Below are 15,295 nucleotides of genomic sequence, written 5' to 3'. Positions count from 1 at the left end.
CCGTGCCCGTCAATCCCGCGCGTCGCAAGAGGGGCGCCCCGCCGGGTTGGGCGCCGCCGGGAGGAGAGGACGATGAGCGAGCGCTTCTCGAGCTATGCCGAGTTCTGGCCCCACTACCTGCGCGAGCACGCGAGCCCGGTGACGCGCGCCGTGCACGTCGCGGGCACGGCGGTCGGGGTCGCGCTCCTCCTCGGCGGCCTGCTCTCGGGGCGGGGCTGGCTGGTGCTGGCGGGGGTGGTGAGCGGCTACCTCTTCGCCTGGGGGAGCCACATGCTGGTCGAGCGCAACCGGCCCGCGACCTTCACCCACCCGCTCTGGTCGCTCGGCTCGGACCTGCGGATGGCCTGGCTGTTCCTCACGGGGCGGCTGGCGGCGGAGCTTCGGCGCGCCGGGGTGGGCTGAGGGGCGCCTACCAGGGCAGCTCCTGCCCGTCGTAGTTGACGAAGGCGACGCCGCCGGTGCCCTGGCGGACCTCCAGCATCTCCGCCACGCGGGGGATGCTCTGCGCGACCGAGAGCGCCGCGCCCTCGCCGCCCATGTCGGTGCGGACCCAACCGGGGGCGGCCGCGATGTAGGTGCGGCCCTCGGCGGCGCGGCGGATGGCGAGGCTCTTCAGGCCGGTGTTCAGCGCCGCCTTGCTCATCCGGTAGGCCTCCCAGCCGCCGGAGCCGTTGCCGGCGACGCTGCCGAGGCCGGAGGACATGACCGCGACGGTGCCCTCCCGCGGCACGAGCGGCACGAGCCGCTCGACCAGGCGCAGCGGCGCGAGGGCGTTGGTCAGCATGAGGCGGGTGAAGACCTCGGGCTCCACCGCGCCGATGGGGCGCTTGTCGTCGGCGATGCCGGCGTTGACGAAGAGCAGGTCCAGGCGGCGGCCCTCCAGGCGGCGGGCGAGGGCGTCGACCCCGGCCCAGTCGGTCGTGTCCAGCGTGTGCACCTCCAGCGCACCCGGCGGCGCGTCGCGCAGCGCGGCCGGGTCGCGGACCGTTGCGACGACGTGCCAGCCGCGGGCCAGGTATTCCTCCGCCAGCGCGCGCCCGAGGCCGCGGGAGGCGCCGGCGATCAGGATGGTCCTCATGCGGGGGCTCCCAGGAAGTCGAGGACGGCCCGGTTGAAGGCCTCGGGTTGCTCGACGGTGAAGGCGTGGCCGCCGGTCTCGGCGATCCACAGCCGGGCGTCCGGCAGGCCCGCGGCCAGCGCCTCCGAGGCCGTCCAGGGCACGAGGAGGTCGTCGCGCGACGCCGTGACGAGGGTGGGCGCCGCGATGCGCGCGAGGTCCGGGCGCGCGTCGAAGGCGCGGAGCGCGGCGATGCGGAGGCGGAGATTTCGCTCCCCCTGGAAATGCGCGGTGCCGTGGGCGATCTCGGCGTCGAGGCGGGCGGCGTTCGAGGCCATGTAGGGCGCGGTGTGCAGGAAGAGGGGCTGGGCCGCGACATAGGCGGCGGGACCCTGCGACGCGAGGATGCCGAGGCGGATGTCGAAGCAGCGTTCGGAATGCGGCTCCACCCTCGCCCAGGCGTTCACGAGGACGAGGCGGCCGAGGCGCGCCGGGTGGCGCCGGGCGAGCTCGAGCCCGACGAGGCCGCCGAGGGCGTGGCCGACGAGGTGGGCGCGCGCGATCCCGGCGCGGTCCAGCACCTCGGCCACGTCGTCGGCCATGTCGGCGATGGCGTAGCCCTCCGGCAGGTCGGCGGCGTTGCGGCCGGTGCCGCGCTGGTCGAAGGCGACGACGCGGAAATGCTCCTCCAGCGCCGCGCGCTGCGGCGCCCAGAAGGCGGCGACGCCGCCGAGGCCGGCGGAGAGGACGACCGCCTCCGCGCCGGGCTTGCCCGTGACCTCGTAGTTCATCGGCCGATATGCGCGACGGTCGCGATCTCGACGAGCGCCTCGGGCTTCACCAGGCCGCACTGGACGCAGTAGCGGGCGGGCTTGTCGCCCGGGAAGTACTCCGCGTAGACGGCGTTCACGGCCGCGTAGTTCGCCCAGTCCGTGACGAAGATGTGGTTCATCGTGACGTCGGCCATGGTGCCGCCGGCGGCCTCGACGACGGACTTGATGAGCTCCAGCACGTGCCGCGCCTGGGCGCCGGCGTCGCCGGGATGGACGACGTTGTTGTCGCGGTCGAAGGGCAGGGTGCCGGAGACGTAGAGCACGCCGTCCGCCATGGCGCCGGGGGAATAGGGCGCGATCGGCTTGCCGGAGCCGGCGGGGATGATGGCCTTCATGGGCATGCGGGGCTCCTGCGCGGGTCGTTCCGGGACCCCATCGGCGGGGCCCGGGCCTTCCAGCCTAGGGCGGCGCGCCCTAACCTTACCAGCCGGGCCGAGGTCCCGCGCCGCATCACCTGGAGGCCGCCCTGACCGACGACGCGCCGCGCCTGATCGCGCTCGACTGGGGCACCTCGTCCCTGCGCTCCTACCTGCTGGGGGACGGGGGGGCGGTGCTGGACACCCGCCGCCTGCCGCTCGGCATCATGCAGGTGGAGGGCGGCGACTTCGCCGGCGCCTTCGCGAAGGCCGCGGGCGACTGGCGGGCGCGCTGGCCGGGCCTGCCGGCGATCGCGGCGGGGATGATCGGCAGCGCGCAGGGCTGGGTCGAGGCGCCCTACGCGCCCGTGCCGGCGGGGCTCGACGAGCTGGCGCGCGGGCTGGTGCCCGTGCCGGGCGCGGGGCTCCACATCGTGCCGGGCGTCGTGCAGCGGGGCGACGCGCCGAACGTCATGCGCGGCGAGGAGACGCAGATCGCCGGCGCGCTGCCGGAGGGCGGCGGCGGGTTGCTCGTCCTGCCCGGCACGCATTCCAAGTGGGTGGAGGTCGCGGAGGGCCGCATCCGGCGCTTCGACACCTACATGACCGGCGAGCTCTTCGCGGTGCTGCGCCGCCACTCCATCCTCGGCCGCTTCGTGCGCGAGGAGGACCCGCCGCCGCCGGACGACGTGGCGCGCGAGGCCTTCGCCCGCGGCGTCGCGGCGCTGCGCGCGGAGGGCGCCTCGCTCTCGCCGCTGCTCTTCTCGGCGCGCGCGCTCGTGCTGACGGGCGGGCTGCCGCCCGAGGCGAGCCTCGACTACCTCTCGGGCCTGCTGATCGGCGACGAGCTGCGCGGCGGCCTGGCCGGGCACGCCGGCTCGATCGCGCTGATCGGGGACGCCGCCCTCTGCGCGCGCTACGAGACGGCGCTGGCGATCTTCGGCGTGGCGGGGGCCGGGATGCCCGGCGACACCGCCGCGGCGGGCCTGTGGCGCATTGCCGAACGGGCGGGGCTGACGCGCGGCCCGGCCGCTGGAGCGGAGACCCTTCCTTGATCCTGCAATCCTACATGGACCGGCTGCCGCTGGTCGCCATCCTGCGGGGCGTGACGCCGGAGGAGGTGCTGCCGATCGGGCGCACGCTGGTCGAGGCCGGCTTCTCGATCATCGAGGTGCCGCTGAACTCGCCCCGCCCGCTCGAGAGCATCCGGGCGCTGGCCGGGGAGTTCGGCGAGGAGGTCCTGGTCGGCGCCGGCACCGTGACCGCGCCCGAGCGGGTCGCGGAGGTCGCGGCCGCCGGCGGGCGCATCGTCGTCATGCCGCACGCCGACCCCGCGGTGATCCGCGCGGCGAAGGCGGCCGGGCTGCTCTGCGTGCCCGGCGTCTCGACCGCGACCGAGGGCTTCGCGGCGCTCGCGAGCGGGGCGGACGCGCTGAAGCTCTTTCCCGCGGAGCTGCTGAACCCGCGCGTGCTGAAGGCGATGCTGAGCGTCTTCCCCAGGGGCACGCGCTTCCTGCCGGTGGGCGGGATCGTGCCGCAGGGGATGGCGGAGTTCGTCGCGGCCGGCGCGGCGGGCTTCGGCCTCGGCTCCGCCCTCTACAAGCCCGGCGCGACGGCGGAGGAGGTGGGGGTGCAGGCCCGCCGCTTCGTCGCGGCCTGGCGGGCGCTGCGCGGGGCGGAGTAGGGCCGCGCCCCCGGCGGGGACGCGGCGCGCCGGCTCAGCCGTAGGCGAACTTCAGCGCCGAGAGCCCGGCGATCAGCCAGACCGCGCCGTGCACGTCGCCCGCCCGCCCGGCGACGGCCTTGATGGCGGCGTAGGCGATGAAGCCGAGGCCGATGCCCGTCGCGATGGAGAAAGTGAAGGGCATGGCCATCGCGCCGAGGATGGCCGGCAGGTACTCGGTCGGGTCGTCCCAGGCGAGGTCCTTCAGGGAATGCGCCATGAGGCAGGCCACGAAGATGAGGGCCGGCGAGGTCGCGAAGGCCGGGATGGCGGTCGCGAGCGGCGCGAGGAAGAGGGCGAGGAGGAAGAGCACGCCGACGGTGAGCGCCGTCAGCCCCGTGCGCCCGCCCGCCTGGATGCCGGCCGCGCTCTCGATGTAGCTCACGGTGGTCGAGGTGCCGAGCACGGCGCCGATCATGGCGCCGCCGCTGTCAGCCATCAGCGCGCGGCCGAGGCGCGGCACGGAGCCGTCCGGGCGCATGAGGCCGGCGCGGTGGGTGGTGGCGATGAGCGTGCCCGCGTTGTCCAGCAGGTCCACCATGAAGAAGGTGGCGACCACCTGCGCGGCGCCGAGGCTGAGCGCGCCGAGGAGGTCCATCTGCAGGAAGGTGGGCGCGAGGGAGGGCGGCGCGGAGACGACGCCGTTGAGGGTGGTGAGGCCGAAGGGGATGCCGGCCAGCGCGGTCGCGACGATGCCGATGAGGATGGCGCCGGGCACGCGCCGCGCGACGAGCCCCGCGATGAGCACGAAGCCCGCGCTGCCGAGCAGCACCGGCCCGGTGGTGACGGGGCCGAGCGCCACGAGGGTCGCCGGGTTGCCGACGACGAGGCCGAGGTTCTTGAGGCCGATCAGCCCGAGGAAGAAGCCGATGCCGGCGGCGATGCCGAGCTTCAGCGACATCGGGATGCCGTTGATGAGCCATTCCCGGAAGCCGGCGATCGAGACGAGGAAGAAGAGGATGCCCGAGAGGAACACCGCGCCGAGCGCGACCTGCCAGGGGATGCCCATGCCGGCGACGACCGCGAAGGCGAAGTAGGCGTTCAGCCCCATGCCCGGCGCGAGGGCGATGGGAAGGTTCGCGAGGAAGGCCATCAGCGCGCAGCCGATCGCGGCGGCGAGGCAGGTGGCAACGAAGGCGGCCCCCGCGTCGATGCCCGTCGTCGCCATGATTTGCGGGTTGACGACGATGATGTAGGCCATGGTGAGGAAGGTCGTCAGGCCGGCGATCACCTCCCGGCGGGGCGTGGTGCCGCGGGCGGCGAGTTCGAAGAAGCGGTCCACTCGGGGAACTCCGGTCTGGCTGTGGGCGGGTTCTACCCGCGGGGCGGTTCGCGGCAAACGGGGCGGGCCGGGATGGGCCGCGCGGAGCAACCGCCGTGCCGGGACCCGGCGCTCTCCGCGGGGGTGATCACGCTCGCTTGAGGAGGGCCGGGGCCCGCCTTCGCGGCCGCGGGCGGCGCGTTCCCGCCCTGCGCCCCGCTCGGCCCCTTGGGGACGGCATCGCGGGTGACACGCCCGGCGATTCCGCCCAGGATTCCGGCCGATGCCGGGCTGGGGCGCCGCCGGGGCGCGGTCCGGGGGCGCGCAACGTCGGGGAGCGGGAAGAATGGCGCCAGCAGAAGGCCCGGAGGGCAGGGACGTGCCGCCCTCGCTGCAGCCGCGGGCGGGCGACTACCCCTACGATCTCGACCGCGCGCTCTCCGCCGTGGTCGCGCTGCGCGCGCGCGTGCCCGAGGATGCCTTCACCGCGGGCACGCTGGGCACGGAGCGCATCGGCAACGCCGTGCTGATCCGCGAGAGCGGGCTTCTCCTCACCATCGGCTACCTCGTGACCGAGGCGGAGGATGTCTGGCTGACGACGGGGGAGGGGCGGGCCGTGCCGGGCCACGTGCTCGGCTACGACCAGGTGACGGGCTTCGGGCTTGTGCAGGCGCTCGGCAAGCTCGGCGTGCCGCCGCTCGCGCTCGGCGCGCCGGCCGAGGTGCCGGTGGGCGCGGACATCGTCTTCGCCGGCGCGGGCGGGCGGGCGGGCGCGCTGGCCGGGCGGGTCGTCGCGCGGCAGGAGTTCGCGGGCTACTGGGAGTACCTTCTCGACGAGGCGCTGTTCACGGCGCCCGCGCATCCCCGCTGGAGCGGCGGCGCGGTCATCGGGCCGGACGGCGGCCTGATCGGGATCGGCTCCCTCCAGCTCGGCCACGACGCCGGGGACGGGCAGGTGCGGGTGCTCAACATGAGCGTGCCGGTCGACCTGCTGACGCCCATCCTCGACGAGATGCTCACCCTCGGCCGCGCCGACCGGCCGCCGCGGCCCTGGCTCGGGCTCTCGGTCAGCGGCGACGCGGGGCAGGTCGTCATCCTCTCCACCGCCGCCCGCGGGCCGGCGGCGCGGGCGGGGCTGCGGCGGGGGGACCTGGTGCTGGCGGTGGCGCAGCGGCCCGTGGCCGACCTGCCCGCCTTCTTCCGCGCGGTCTGGTCGCTCGGCGAGGCCGGGGTGGACGTGCCGCTCACGGTGGACCGGGAGGGAGACCGCTTCGAGGTCACCGTCGCCTCCGGCGACCGGCAGCGCTTCCTCAAGGCCGCGCGGCTGCACTAGGCGCGGCGGGGCGGCCCCTCAGCCCGGCAGGCCGAGGATCCCGCGCAGCTCCGCGGCGGGGACGACCTTGCCGTAGCCGCGGGCGCCCATCGCGAAGTCCGAGGCGCGCGCGAGGGGCCCGACGACCACCGGCTCGAAGCCCGCGTCGCGCACGAGGGCGGAGGCGGCCTCCAGCGCGCCCGCGTCGTCGCCGGCGAGGGGAATAGCGACGGGCGCGCCCGGGCGGTGGGCCTGCTCGGCGAGCACGCGCGAGCCGAGGGTGTTGAAGGCCCGCACGAGGCGCGCGCCCGGCAGGAAGGAGGCGGAGGTAAGGCCGATGCCGCGCTCCGCCGCGACCTGCGCGACGGCGCCGTCGCGCGCGGCGACCGCGTTGCAGGCGTCGAGCACCACCTTGCCGGCCAGCGCCGGGCCGAGGTCGCGCCCGACCGCCTCCAGCGCGCCGTAGGGCACCGCGATCAGCAGCGCCGCGCCGAAGGCGGCGGCCTCGGCGGGGGTGCCGGCGCGGGCGTTGGGCCCCGCGGCCTCCACCAGCTCCTTCAGCCGGTCCGGGTTGCGCGAGGAGAAGAGGACGGGGTGCCCGGCCTTCGCCCAGAGGGTGCCCACCGTGCCGCCGAGGCGGCCGGAGCCGATGATGCCTATGGGCGATCCCGACGCGGGCTGCGCCATCGCGTGCGGGAGGGCCAGCGCGGCGCCCGCGGCGGCGAGGAGGGCGCGGCGAGGGAGGGCGGGGGACATGGCGCTCATCCTTGAGGGTGGGGGAGGAGGCTAGGCCAGGGCGGGCGGCGGATGAAGCGGGATCCGCCCCCGCTTGCCCCCCTCGTCAGGTCGCGGCCTCGCGCGCGGCGCGGGCGGCCTCGGCCTTCGCGACGGCGGCGTCGAGGTTGAGGATGCGGCGCGCGTTGTCGCGGAAGAGCTTGTCCACAATGCCCGGGCGCAGGCCCTGCATCTCCCACTCGTCCAGCGTCTGGCCGGGCGACCAGCCCGGGTAGTCGGAGCCGAACATCACCTTGTCCTGCAGGCGTCGCTGCATGTCGTGCTTGAGGGCGGCGGGGAAGTATTTCGGCCCCCAGCCGGAGATGTCGATCGAGACGTTGCCCTTGTGGAGGGCGACCGCGATCAGCTCCTCCGTCCAGGGATAGCCGGGATGGGCGGCGACGATGTTCAGCCGCGGGAAGTCGGCCGCGATCTCGTCGATGTGGAGCGGCCGCCCGTGCGAGAGCTTGAAGCCAAGGCCGCCGGGCTCGCCGGAGCCGATGGCGGTCGTGCCGCAATGGATCAGCGCGGGCGCGCCGAGGTCCTGCAGCAGGTCCCAGATGGGGTAGAAGTGCCGGTCGGAGGGCGCGAAGCCCTGCACGGGCGGCTGGTACTTCACGCCCATGAGGCCGAGGTCGCGGATGGCGTGCTCGATCTCCGCCAGGCCCGAGCGGCCGCGCCAGGGGTCCACCACCGCCCAGCCAGGCAGGAAGACGTCGGGGTAGGCGGCGCAAAGGGCGGCGAGGCGGTCGTTGCCGTAGACGGCGCCGCCCGCGCCCGCCATGGCGTCCCAGGCGATGGGGATGGCGAGGGTGTCGTCGCGGCGGAAGTCGTCCGCGATCACGTCGTCGGGGCGCGCGTCGAAGCGGTCGCCGAACATGCGGCGGGTGGCCGGCACGAAGGGCGCGCTGGCCTCCACATAGGCCTCGTCCATCGGGTGGACGTGGACGTCGATGGCGCGCATCGGGCGCTCCTCTCTCTAGGCGGCGTGGAAGAGGGCGTCCCAGCCCGCGCGGAGCGGCGCGTGGGGGAGGCCGTCGGTGATGAGGACGAGGCGGGAGCGCCGGTCGCCGGCGGGCCAGGCGGGCAGGGCCACGGGCGGGTGCAGGACGTGCTGCACCCCCTGCACGACGACCGGGCCGGGCTGGCCGGGCACGCCGATGAGGCCCTTCGCGCGCAGCAGCCGCTCGCCGCCCTCGATGCGCACGCGGCGGAACCAGGCGTCGAAGACCGCCCAGTCCGGCGGCGCGTCGGAGACGAGGGAGAGGGCGCACGCGCCCTTGCTGTGCGCGTGCGCGTGGTCGTGCGCCGGGGCCGGGCCGTGCGGCTGGGCGTCGAGCCATTCGACGACGGGCGGGGGCGCGCCGGGCGTGCCGAGGAAGCGGGCGGGGAAGAGGGCGGCGGGCTCGGCGGCGCCGTGGCGGATGTCCGCCACGGGGGCGAGGGGGTTCAGGCGCGACAACGCGGCGCGCAGCGGCGCGGGGTCGGCGAGGTCGGTCTTCGTCAGCAGCAGCCGGTCGGCGAGCGCGACCTGGGCGCGCGCCTCGGGGTGGCGGGCGAGCTGGCCCGCGCCGAAGGCGGCGTCGACGGTCGCGAGGATCGCGTCGAGCCGCAGCACGCGGGACAGCACGGGGTTGCGCAGCAGGGCCTGGGCAATGGGCGCGGGGTCGGCGAGGCCGGAGGGCTCCACCAGCATCCGGTCGAAGCGCGGCAGGGCGCCGGACTCGCGGCGGGCGAAGATGCGCATCACCGCGCCCTCGAGGTCGCCCGAGAGGTCGCAGCAGAGGCAGCCGTTCGCCATGGTGACGGTGCGGTCCGGGCCCGCGCCGGAATCCGCCTCCACCAGGTGCTGGTCGATCGGCACCTCGCCGAACTCGTTGATGGCCACCGCGGTGCCGGCCATCGCCGGGTGGCGGAGAAGGGCGTTCAGCAGCGTCGTCTTCCCGCTGCCGAGGAAGCCGCCGAGGATGGCGACGGGAAGCTGAGCCCGCTCCACCGCGTCGGCGACGAAGCGGCTCATTGCGGGCTGAGGCGCAGCGCGCCGTCGAGCCGGATGGTCTCGCCGTTCAGCAGGCGGTTGCGGGCGACGGCGAGGACGAGCTCCGCGAATTCCGAGGGGCGGCCGAGGCGGCGGGGAAAGAGGGGGAGCTTGCCCAGGGCCTCGCGCGCCTCCTCCGGCAGCTCGCCCATCAGCGGCGTCTCGATGAGGCCGGGGGCGATGGTGTTCACGCGGATGCCAAAGCGCGCGAGCTCCCGCGCGGCGGGGAGCGTCATGGCGACGATGCCGCCCTTGCTCGCGGAATAGGCGACCTGCCCGACCTGGCCCTCATAAGCGGCGACGGAGGCGGTGTTCAGCACCAGCCCGCGCTCGCCCTCCTCCCCGGGCTCCACCGCGGCCATGCGGGCGGCGGCGAGGCGCATGACGTTGAAGGTGCCGGTGAGGTTGACCGCGATGACGCGGGTGAAGCCCTCCAGCGGGTGCGGGCCGTCGCGGCCGACGAGGCGCTTCGCGGTGCCGATGCCCGCGCAGGAGACGACGAGCCGGAACGGGCCGAGCGCGCCGGCGGCATCCAGCGCGGCGGCGACGTCCTCCTCCCGCGTCACGTCGCCCGCGCAGGCGGTGCCGCCGATGCGCGCGGCCACGGCGCGCGCGGCCTCGGCGTTGCGGTCCATGACGGCGACGCGGGCGCCGGCCGCGGCGAGCGCCTCGGCCGTCGCGGCGCCGAGGCCGGAGCCGCCGCCGGTGACGAGGGCGGCGATGCCTTGCAGGTCCATGGTTTCTCCTCAGGGCTCGAAGGCGGCGTCGTAGGCCGCGTCGAGGTCGGCGCGGCGGCAGCGGGCGGCGAGAAGGGCGGCGCGCGACCCGGCCTCGGCGGCGTGGAAGGCGGCGAGGGCCGCGTAGCGGGGCGCGAGCGGCCCGGCGCGGGCGGCGGCGCGGCGCAGCAGCCCGTCGGCGGCGGCGAGGCCGACGAGGCGCAGGAAGGGCACGGCGGCGCCCTCCCGCGCGCGGGGCGTGGCTTCCGCCAGCGCGGCCGCGGTGTCGAGCACGAGGGCGGCGAGGTCCGGGGCGGGGGCGAGCTGCGCGAGCGTGTCGCGCAGCACCGCGCCGTCGGCGGCCGGGGTGCGGCGGAAGAGGAGGTCGAGGCCCTGCATCGCCGTGGTGCCCTCGTAGAGGGCGAAGACGCGGGCGTCGCGCAGCATCCGCTCCGCCGGCCAGTCGCGCACGTAGCCGGCGCCGCCGAGGACCTGGATGGCGCGGTGGGCGTTGTCGAAGCCGGCTTCGGCGCCGAGGGTCTTGGCGACGGGCAGGAGGAGGGCGGCGCGCGCGGCGGCGGCCGCGTCCCCGGCATCGCCCGCGTCCACCCAGGCCGCGGCCTGGAGCGCGATGAGGCGCACGGCCTCGGTGGCGGCGCGGGCGGCGAGGAGGAGGCGGCGCACCTCGGCGTGGGCGGCAATGGGGACGGGCGTCGCGGCGGGGTCGCCGCCCTGGAGGCGCTCGCGGGCGTAGCCCTCCGCGAGGCCGGCCGCGGCCCCGGCCACGGCCGCGCCCTGCACGGCGACGCCGAGGCGCATGGCGGTGATCATGGCGAAGAGGGTGGGCAGGCCGCGCCCCACCTCGCCGATGAGGATCGCCTCGGCGTCCTCGAAGGCGAGGGTGCAGGTGGGGGAGCCGTGCAGGCCGAGCTTCTCCTCGAGGCGCAGGGCCGCCACGCCGTTGCGGGCGCCGTCCTCCCGGTTGGAGGGGACCAGGAAGAGGGAAAGGCCGCGCGTGCCGGGCGGCGCGCCGCGGGGGCGGGCGAGGACGAAGTGGCCGATCCGCGCCGCGAGGTCGTGGTCGCCGAAGGAGATCCAGCACTTCTCGCCGGTGACGCGCCAGGTGCCGTCCGCCCCCCTCTCGGCGCGGGTGCGGAGGCGGCCGACATCGGAGCCGGCGCCGGGCTCGGAGATGGCGATCGTGGCCGCCCAGCTTCCGTCGGCGAGGCGCGGCAGCCAGGCGGCGCGGACCGCCTCCGGCCCGTGGCGCTCCAGCAGGCGGATGGCGCAGCGGGCGTTGATGGCGAGCATGCCGAAGGCGGGGTGCGCCGCGTCCGTCAGCTCCTGCACCGCGCTGGCGAGCGCGAGGGGGAGCGCGCTGCCGCCGGCCTCCGCCGGCGCGGTCAGCCCGGCCCAGCCCTCCGCCGCGAAGTCGCGCCAGGCCTCGGCGTGCCCGGGCGCGGTGCGGACGCGGCCCCCGGCGAGCGCGCAGCCCTCGCGGTCCGACACGGGGGCGAGGGGGGCCAGGCGCTCGGCGGCGAAGCGGGCCGCGCCCTCGAGGATGGCGGCGGTGGCCTCGGCGTCGGGGCGCGCCTCTGCGCCGTCGATCACCGCGGCGAGCAGGAGGGCGAGGGTCGCGGACGCGTCCATGCTCAGGCGCGTGCCGTCACGGGCGGATGACCTCGGGGTCGTCGGCGAAGAGCCGCTCCATCGCCTCCGGGCGGCGGCGGAGGATGGCGCGGAGGTTGAGCGAGCCCTTGTCCGTGATCTCCCCGGCCGCGAGGGAGGGCGGCTCGCGCAGGAACAGCGCGCGGGCGATGCGGCGGGAGGAGGGGGCGCCCTCGTTCAGGGGTCGCAGCGCCGCCGCGACCCCCTCCGCGAGCGCGGGGGTGTCGAGCTCCGCGAGACCGTGGTGGTGCGGCACGAGGAGGAGGCCGATCTCCTCCCGGTTCTCGCCGACCACCAGCAGGTCGCGCACCCAGGGGGCCAGGGCCGAGAGCGCGCGGATCTTGATCGCGCCCGCGTTCACCCGCGTGCCCGTGGAGAGCTTGAAGTCCTCCGTGAGCCGGCCGTCGAAGATGAAGCCGGCGGCGGGGTTCGCGGGGTCCACCCAGCGCAGCGCGTCGCCCGTGCGGAAGAAGCCGCGCTCGTCGAAGGCGGCGGCGGTGGCCTCGGGGTCGCGCCAGTAGCCGGGGGTGACGTTCGGGCCGCGCACCCGCGCCTCGAGCTTGTCGCCGTCGGGCAGGAGGCGGATCTCGACAGCCGGAAGCGGCGTGCCGACGCAGCCGACCGCGGCGCGGGCCGCGTGGACCATGGAGATGGAGGGCGCCGTCTCCGTCAGCCCCCAGGAGGAGACCATGTGCACGCCGTCCTTCGGCCCGTGCGCCGCGGCCAGCGCCTCCAGGCGGCGCCAGAGCGGGGGGGCGAGGGCGGCGCCCGCGTAGAACATGATCCGAAGGCGCGCGAAGAAGGCGTGGGCGAGGGAGGCGTCCTCCTCGAGGCGGGGGATCAGCAGCTCGTAGCCCTTGGGCACGTTGAAGCTGATCGTCGGCGAGACCTCCCGCAGGTTCTCGAGCGTGCGCTCGAAGCCGCCGGGGACCGGGCGGCCGTCGTCGATCCACATCGTGCCGCCGTGGCGGAGGATCATGTTCAGGTTCTTGCTGCTGCCGAAGACGTGGTTCCAGGGCAGCCAGTCGAGCAGCACCGGGGGCTCGTGGCGGAGGAAGGGCCAGGCCTCCGCCACCTGCTCCTGGGCCGCGGCCATCATGCGGTGGGTGGCGACCACCCCCTTGGGCATGCCGGTCGAGCCGGAGGTGAAGAGGATCTTCGCGGGCGCGTCGGGGTCCACGCCCCCCATCGCCGCCTCGGTCGCGGCCCCGGCGGGCGCGGCGAGGAGGTCGGCGAAGGGGCGGGCGCGCTCCACCCCGGCGGGGTCGGTCGCGAAGACCGCGGCGCCGCTTGCCTCATCGAGCGCGAGGGCCGCGGCGAAGGGGGCGGCCCGGTCGACGTGGAGGAGGCCGGGCGTCAGCTTGGCGAGGACGTGCCGCAGCTTGCCCAGGGAGGTGTCGGCGAGGGAATAGGCGGGCGAGACCGCGGCGTAGGGCACGCCCACGGCCTGGGCGGCGAGGCCGATCAGCGCGTGCTCCACCGTGTTGCCCGAGAGCACGGCGACCGGGCGCTCGGGGCCGAGGCCCATGGCGAGGAGGGCGGCGCCGATGCGGCGGAGGCTCTCGGCGGCCTCCCCATAGGTCACGCCGCGCCAGGCGCCGCCCCCCCCGCGCTGCCGCAGGAAGGGCCGGTCGGGCGCGCGCTCCGCCCAGGCGAAGACGTGGCGGGTGAGCAGCGGGACATAGGCCGGCAGCGGCGTGCCGGAGCGGACGAGCCAGCCGCCATCGGGGTCGCTCTCCACGAGGACGCGGGGCTCGGAGAAGACGTGGAAATCGGGGATCCAGCCGGTCTCCGGCCCCGTGACCGGTCCCGTTCCTGGCCCCTCCGGCCCGGCGCTGGCGGCGACGCTCTCGCCCATGGTGCGGCCCTCCCTCGCGCAGCCGTCGCGGCGGGTGCCGCGCGGCTTCTTCCGTTAGCTGTCGCGCCGCGGCTCGCTCAGGCGCCGGGGCCGGCCACCTTGGCGCCGCGCTTCTCCACGAAGTCCGCGAGGCGCGCCGCGGCCTCCGGCCCGGTCTGGGCGAGGGCGGCGACGAGGCTCTCGACGAAGAGGCCGTCCTCCTCGCTCATGTCCTGGATGCGCGGGAGCGCGTGCAGCACGCCGAGCACGGTCAGCGGGGCCATGCCGGCCATCCGCTCCGCCAACTCCCCGGCCTTCGCCGGCGCCTCCCCGGCGGGGACGACGTAGTTGGCCAGTCCCCCGCGCTCGGCGGCGTCGGCGTCGAGGACGCGGCCGGTGAGCATCATGTCCGCCATGCGGGAGGCGCCCAGCAGGCGGGCGACATGGACCGAGGCGCCGCCGCCGACATAGATGCCGCGCTGGCCCTCCGGCAGGGCGAAGAAGGCCGTGCTGTCGGCAACGCGGAGGTGGCAGGCGGCCGCGAGCTCCAGGCCGCCGCCGACCGTCGCGCCGTGCAGGGCGGCGACCACGGGGATGCGACCGCGGCGGACGGCGGCGAAGGTCGCGTGCCAGCCGCGGGAATGGTGGAACACCTCCTCGGCCGAGCGCGCGCGGTGCTCGGCGAGGTCGAGGCCGGCGGAGAAGCAGGGGCCGTTCCCGTGCAGGACCACGGCGCGGGCCTCGCCGGCCGCGCGGGCGATCGCGGCGCCGAGCGCGTCCAGCAGGCGGTCGTTGATGGCGTTGCGCTTGGAGGGGCGGTTGAGCGCGATCCAGGCGACGGCGCCGCGCAGCTCGTAGGTGACGAGCGCCCCGGCCTCGTCGCCCGGGCGCGCGGCGGACGCATCGGCGGCGTCGGACGTTCCCATCATCTTCCCGGACCCGTTATGTTATTAACCATAACAATACGGCCGCGGCGGGCGAAGGCAAGCGGAATGCGCGGCGCGCCCGGCCGCCGGCTCAGGCGTCGAGGATGCGGCTGAGGGCGGCGACGAGGGAGTCCCGCCCGTCCGGGAAGAAGCGGGCGGCGAACTCCTCCTCCATCGCGCGGATCTCGCCGGCGACGCCGGCGTAGAGGGCGGCGCCCTTCTCGGTCAGGCGCAGCATGTTCGCCCGCCGGTTGCTGGCGTCGAGCCGCCGCTGCAGGAGGCCGTCCGCCTCCATCGCCGCGACCAGCACGGCCATGTTGGGCGGCTTGATCTGCAGCGCGTTGGCAATGGCGACCTGGCGGATGTCCGGGTTTGCGGCGAGGACCGCCAGCACGGCGTAGCGCCCGGGCGTGAGGCCGAGGGCGCCGAAGCGGCGGTGGAACTCGTCGAAGATGCGCTGCTGCGCGAGGCGCAGGAGAAAGCCGATATGGCCGGCGAGCGGCGCGATGTCGACGCCCGACGCCTCCGCCGCGCCGCGCCGGGCGGGGCTCGCCGCCGGGGCGGGGAGGCTGTTCGGGTCCGCTGTCATGCGGCCGGGCTTACAGGAGGGCTTGCGCGCGCGGAAGCGGCGCGGACGGAACGCCTGGATCGGCGAAGCACGGGCGGAAACGATCCCGGGGCGAGGGGCGCGCGACGGTCGCGGGACCGCCTGCCCAAAAATCTGATGAGTTGATCAACTAATTTAGCGATCTTTTCTCGACAAAGACTTCGACCCGAATCAGGGTCTTGCGGCG

Annotated in this window: 16 protein-coding genes; 4 read left to right on the top strand and 12 right to left on the bottom strand. The window is 75.9% G+C overall.

Annotated elements, in window-relative coordinates; all coding sequences use genetic code 11:
• Positions 1-72: 72 nt before the first annotated feature.
• Positions 73-402 carry a DUF962 domain-containing protein gene (locus tag EAH89_RS23985; protein WP_140886239.1) on the top strand — a complete coding sequence of 110 codons (330 nt, stop codon included), beginning with the start codon at positions 73-75 and terminating at the stop codon, positions 400-402.
• A 7-nt stretch (positions 403-409) separates the two neighbouring features.
• Here the strand turns inward: EAH89_RS23985 and EAH89_RS23980 are convergent, their stop codons facing one another.
• The 3 genes from EAH89_RS23980 to rutC are packed head-to-tail and all read right to left on the bottom strand — an operon-like array spanning position 410 to position 2,231.
• Positions 410-1,078, bottom strand: a complete 669-nt coding sequence (locus EAH89_RS23980) for an SDR family NAD(P)-dependent oxidoreductase (protein WP_140886238.1) — start codon at positions 1,076-1,078, stop codon at positions 410-412.
• The gene (gene rutD / locus EAH89_RS23975) at positions 1,075-1,848 is read right to left on the bottom strand and encodes a pyrimidine utilization protein D (RefSeq protein WP_140886237.1); all 774 of its coding nucleotides are present in this window, start codon (positions 1,846-1,848) and stop codon (positions 1,075-1,077) included. The genes EAH89_RS23980 and rutD overlap by 4 nt, the downstream gene beginning before the upstream one ends.
• On the bottom strand, positions 1,845-2,231 hold the full coding sequence (gene rutC / locus EAH89_RS23970; RefSeq protein ID WP_140886236.1) for a pyrimidine utilization protein C: 387 nt from the start codon (positions 2,229-2,231) through the stop codon (positions 1,845-1,847). Before rutC ends, rutD begins: the two co-directional genes overlap by 4 nt.
• Before the next feature lie 113 nt (positions 2,232-2,344).
• Here rutC and EAH89_RS23965 point away from each other — a divergent pair, with 113 nt between their 5' ends.
• Positions 2,345-3,301 (top strand): 2-dehydro-3-deoxygalactonokinase, encoded by a 957-nt coding sequence (locus EAH89_RS23965; RefSeq protein ID WP_277753888.1) that lies wholly within the window; start codon positions 2,345-2,347, stop codon positions 3,299-3,301.
• Positions 3,298-3,930, top strand: coding sequence for a 2-dehydro-3-deoxy-6-phosphogalactonate aldolase (locus EAH89_RS23960; RefSeq protein WP_456306532.1), 633 nt, complete (start codon positions 3,298-3,300; stop codon positions 3,928-3,930). Before EAH89_RS23965 ends, EAH89_RS23960 begins: the two co-directional genes overlap by 4 nt.
• A 34-nt stretch (positions 3,931-3,964) precedes the next feature.
• Here the strand turns inward: EAH89_RS23960 and EAH89_RS23955 are convergent, their stop codons facing one another.
• Positions 3,965-5,251, bottom strand: coding sequence for an NCS2 family permease (locus EAH89_RS23955; protein ID WP_140886234.1), 1,287 nt, complete (start codon positions 5,249-5,251; stop codon positions 3,965-3,967).
• A 358-nt stretch (positions 5,252-5,609) separates the two neighbouring features.
• On the opposite strand from EAH89_RS23955, the gene EAH89_RS23950 reads away from it, so the two are divergent.
• The gene (locus EAH89_RS23950; protein WP_241667183.1) at positions 5,610-6,563 is read left to right on the top strand and encodes a S1C family serine protease; all 954 of its coding nucleotides are present in this window, start codon (positions 5,610-5,612) and stop codon (positions 6,561-6,563) included.
• Between the two features lie 18 nt (positions 6,564-6,581).
• Here the strand turns inward: EAH89_RS23950 and EAH89_RS23945 are convergent, their stop codons facing one another.
• The 8 genes from EAH89_RS23945 to EAH89_RS23910 all read right to left on the bottom strand — a co-directional run bounded on the left by EAH89_RS23945 (position 6,582) and on the right by EAH89_RS23910 (position 15,090).
• Positions 6,582-7,298, bottom strand: a complete 717-nt coding sequence (locus EAH89_RS23945) for an NADPH-dependent F420 reductase (protein WP_140886232.1) — start codon at positions 7,296-7,298, stop codon at positions 6,582-6,584.
• Positions 7,299-7,383: 85 nt separating this feature from the next.
• Complete coding sequence (locus EAH89_RS23940; RefSeq protein ID WP_140886231.1) at positions 7,384-8,280, bottom strand: amidohydrolase family protein; 897 nt, start codon at positions 8,278-8,280, stop codon at positions 7,384-7,386.
• A 15-nt stretch (positions 8,281-8,295) separates the two neighbouring features.
• A complete protein-coding gene (locus EAH89_RS23935) occupies positions 8,296-9,336 on the bottom strand; it encodes a CobW family GTP-binding protein (protein WP_140886230.1) in 1,041 nt (346 codons plus the stop codon).
• Complete coding sequence (locus EAH89_RS23930) at positions 9,333-10,091, bottom strand: SDR family NAD(P)-dependent oxidoreductase (RefSeq protein ID WP_140886229.1); 759 nt, start codon at positions 10,089-10,091, stop codon at positions 9,333-9,335. Before EAH89_RS23930 ends, EAH89_RS23935 begins: the two co-directional genes overlap by 4 nt.
• A gap of 9 nt (positions 10,092-10,100) precedes the next feature.
• Positions 10,101-11,720: an acyl-CoA dehydrogenase family protein gene (locus EAH89_RS23925; RefSeq protein WP_140886228.1), complete on the bottom strand. Its 1,620-nt coding sequence runs from the start codon at positions 11,718-11,720 to the stop codon at positions 10,101-10,103.
• A 16-nt stretch (positions 11,721-11,736) separates the two neighbouring features.
• Positions 11,737-13,596, bottom strand: coding sequence for a feruloyl-CoA synthase (locus tag EAH89_RS23920; protein ID WP_140886227.1), 1,860 nt, complete (start codon positions 13,594-13,596; stop codon positions 11,737-11,739).
• A 77-nt stretch (positions 13,597-13,673) separates the two neighbouring features.
• Positions 13,674-14,504, bottom strand: a complete 831-nt coding sequence (locus tag EAH89_RS23915; protein WP_241667182.1) for a crotonase/enoyl-CoA hydratase family protein — start codon at positions 14,502-14,504, stop codon at positions 13,674-13,676.
• Positions 14,505-14,592: 88 nt separating this feature from the next.
• Positions 14,593-15,090 carry a MarR family winged helix-turn-helix transcriptional regulator gene (locus tag EAH89_RS23910; protein ID WP_140886226.1) on the bottom strand — a complete coding sequence of 166 codons (498 nt, stop codon included), beginning with the start codon at positions 15,088-15,090 and terminating at the stop codon, positions 14,593-14,595.
• Positions 15,091-15,295 lie beyond the last annotated feature (205 nt).

It is taken from the genome of Muricoccus nepalensis, from assembly GCF_006438825.1.
Classification (GTDB): domain Bacteria; phylum Pseudomonadota; class Alphaproteobacteria; order Acetobacterales; family Acetobacteraceae; genus Roseomonas; species Roseomonas nepalensis.
The sequence above is the reverse complement of the archived record's forward strand: the minus strand, read 5'-3'. Positions and strand labels throughout refer to the sequence as shown.

Bases quoted from the DNA above. Each gene is read 5' to 3' on its own strand.
- rutC (WP_140886236.1), bottom strand. From the start codon at position 2,231: ATGCCCATGAAGGCCATCATCCCCGCCGGCTCCGGCAAGCCGATCGCG.
- EAH89_RS23930 (WP_140886229.1), bottom strand. From the start codon at position 10,091: ATGGACCTGCAAGGCATCGCCGCCCTCGTCACCGGCGGCGGCTCCGGC.
- EAH89_RS23925 (WP_140886228.1), bottom strand. From the start codon at position 11,720: ATGGACGCGTCCGCGACCCTCGCCCTCCTGCTCGCCGCGGTGATCGAC.
- EAH89_RS23980 (WP_140886238.1), bottom strand. From the start codon at position 1,078: ATGAGGACCATCCTGATCGCCGGCGCCTCCCGCGGCCTCGGGCGCGCG.
- rutD (WP_140886237.1), bottom strand. From the start codon at position 1,848: ATGAACTACGAGGTCACGGGCAAGCCCGGCGCGGAGGCGGTCGTCCTC.
- EAH89_RS23920 (WP_140886227.1), bottom strand. From the start codon at position 13,596: ATGGGCGAGAGCGTCGCCGCCAGCGCCGGGCCGGAGGGGCCAGGAACG.
- EAH89_RS23935 (WP_140886230.1), bottom strand. From the start codon at position 9,336: ATGAGCCGCTTCGTCGCCGACGCGGTGGAGCGGGCTCAGCTTCCCGTC.
- EAH89_RS23915 (WP_241667182.1), bottom strand. From the start codon at position 14,504: ATGATGGGAACGTCCGACGCCGCCGATGCGTCCGCCGCGCGCCCGGGC.
- EAH89_RS23940 (WP_140886231.1), bottom strand. From the start codon at position 8,280: ATGCGCGCCATCGACGTCCACGTCCACCCGATGGACGAGGCCTATGTG.
- EAH89_RS23945 (WP_140886232.1), bottom strand. From the start codon at position 7,298: ATGTCCCCCGCCCTCCCTCGCCGCGCCCTCCTCGCCGCCGCGGGCGCC.
- EAH89_RS23910 (WP_140886226.1), bottom strand. From the start codon at position 15,090: ATGACAGCGGACCCGAACAGCCTCCCCGCCCCGGCGGCGAGCCCCGCC.
- EAH89_RS23985 (WP_140886239.1), top strand. From the start codon at position 73: ATGAGCGAGCGCTTCTCGAGCTATGCCGAGTTCTGGCCCCACTACCTG.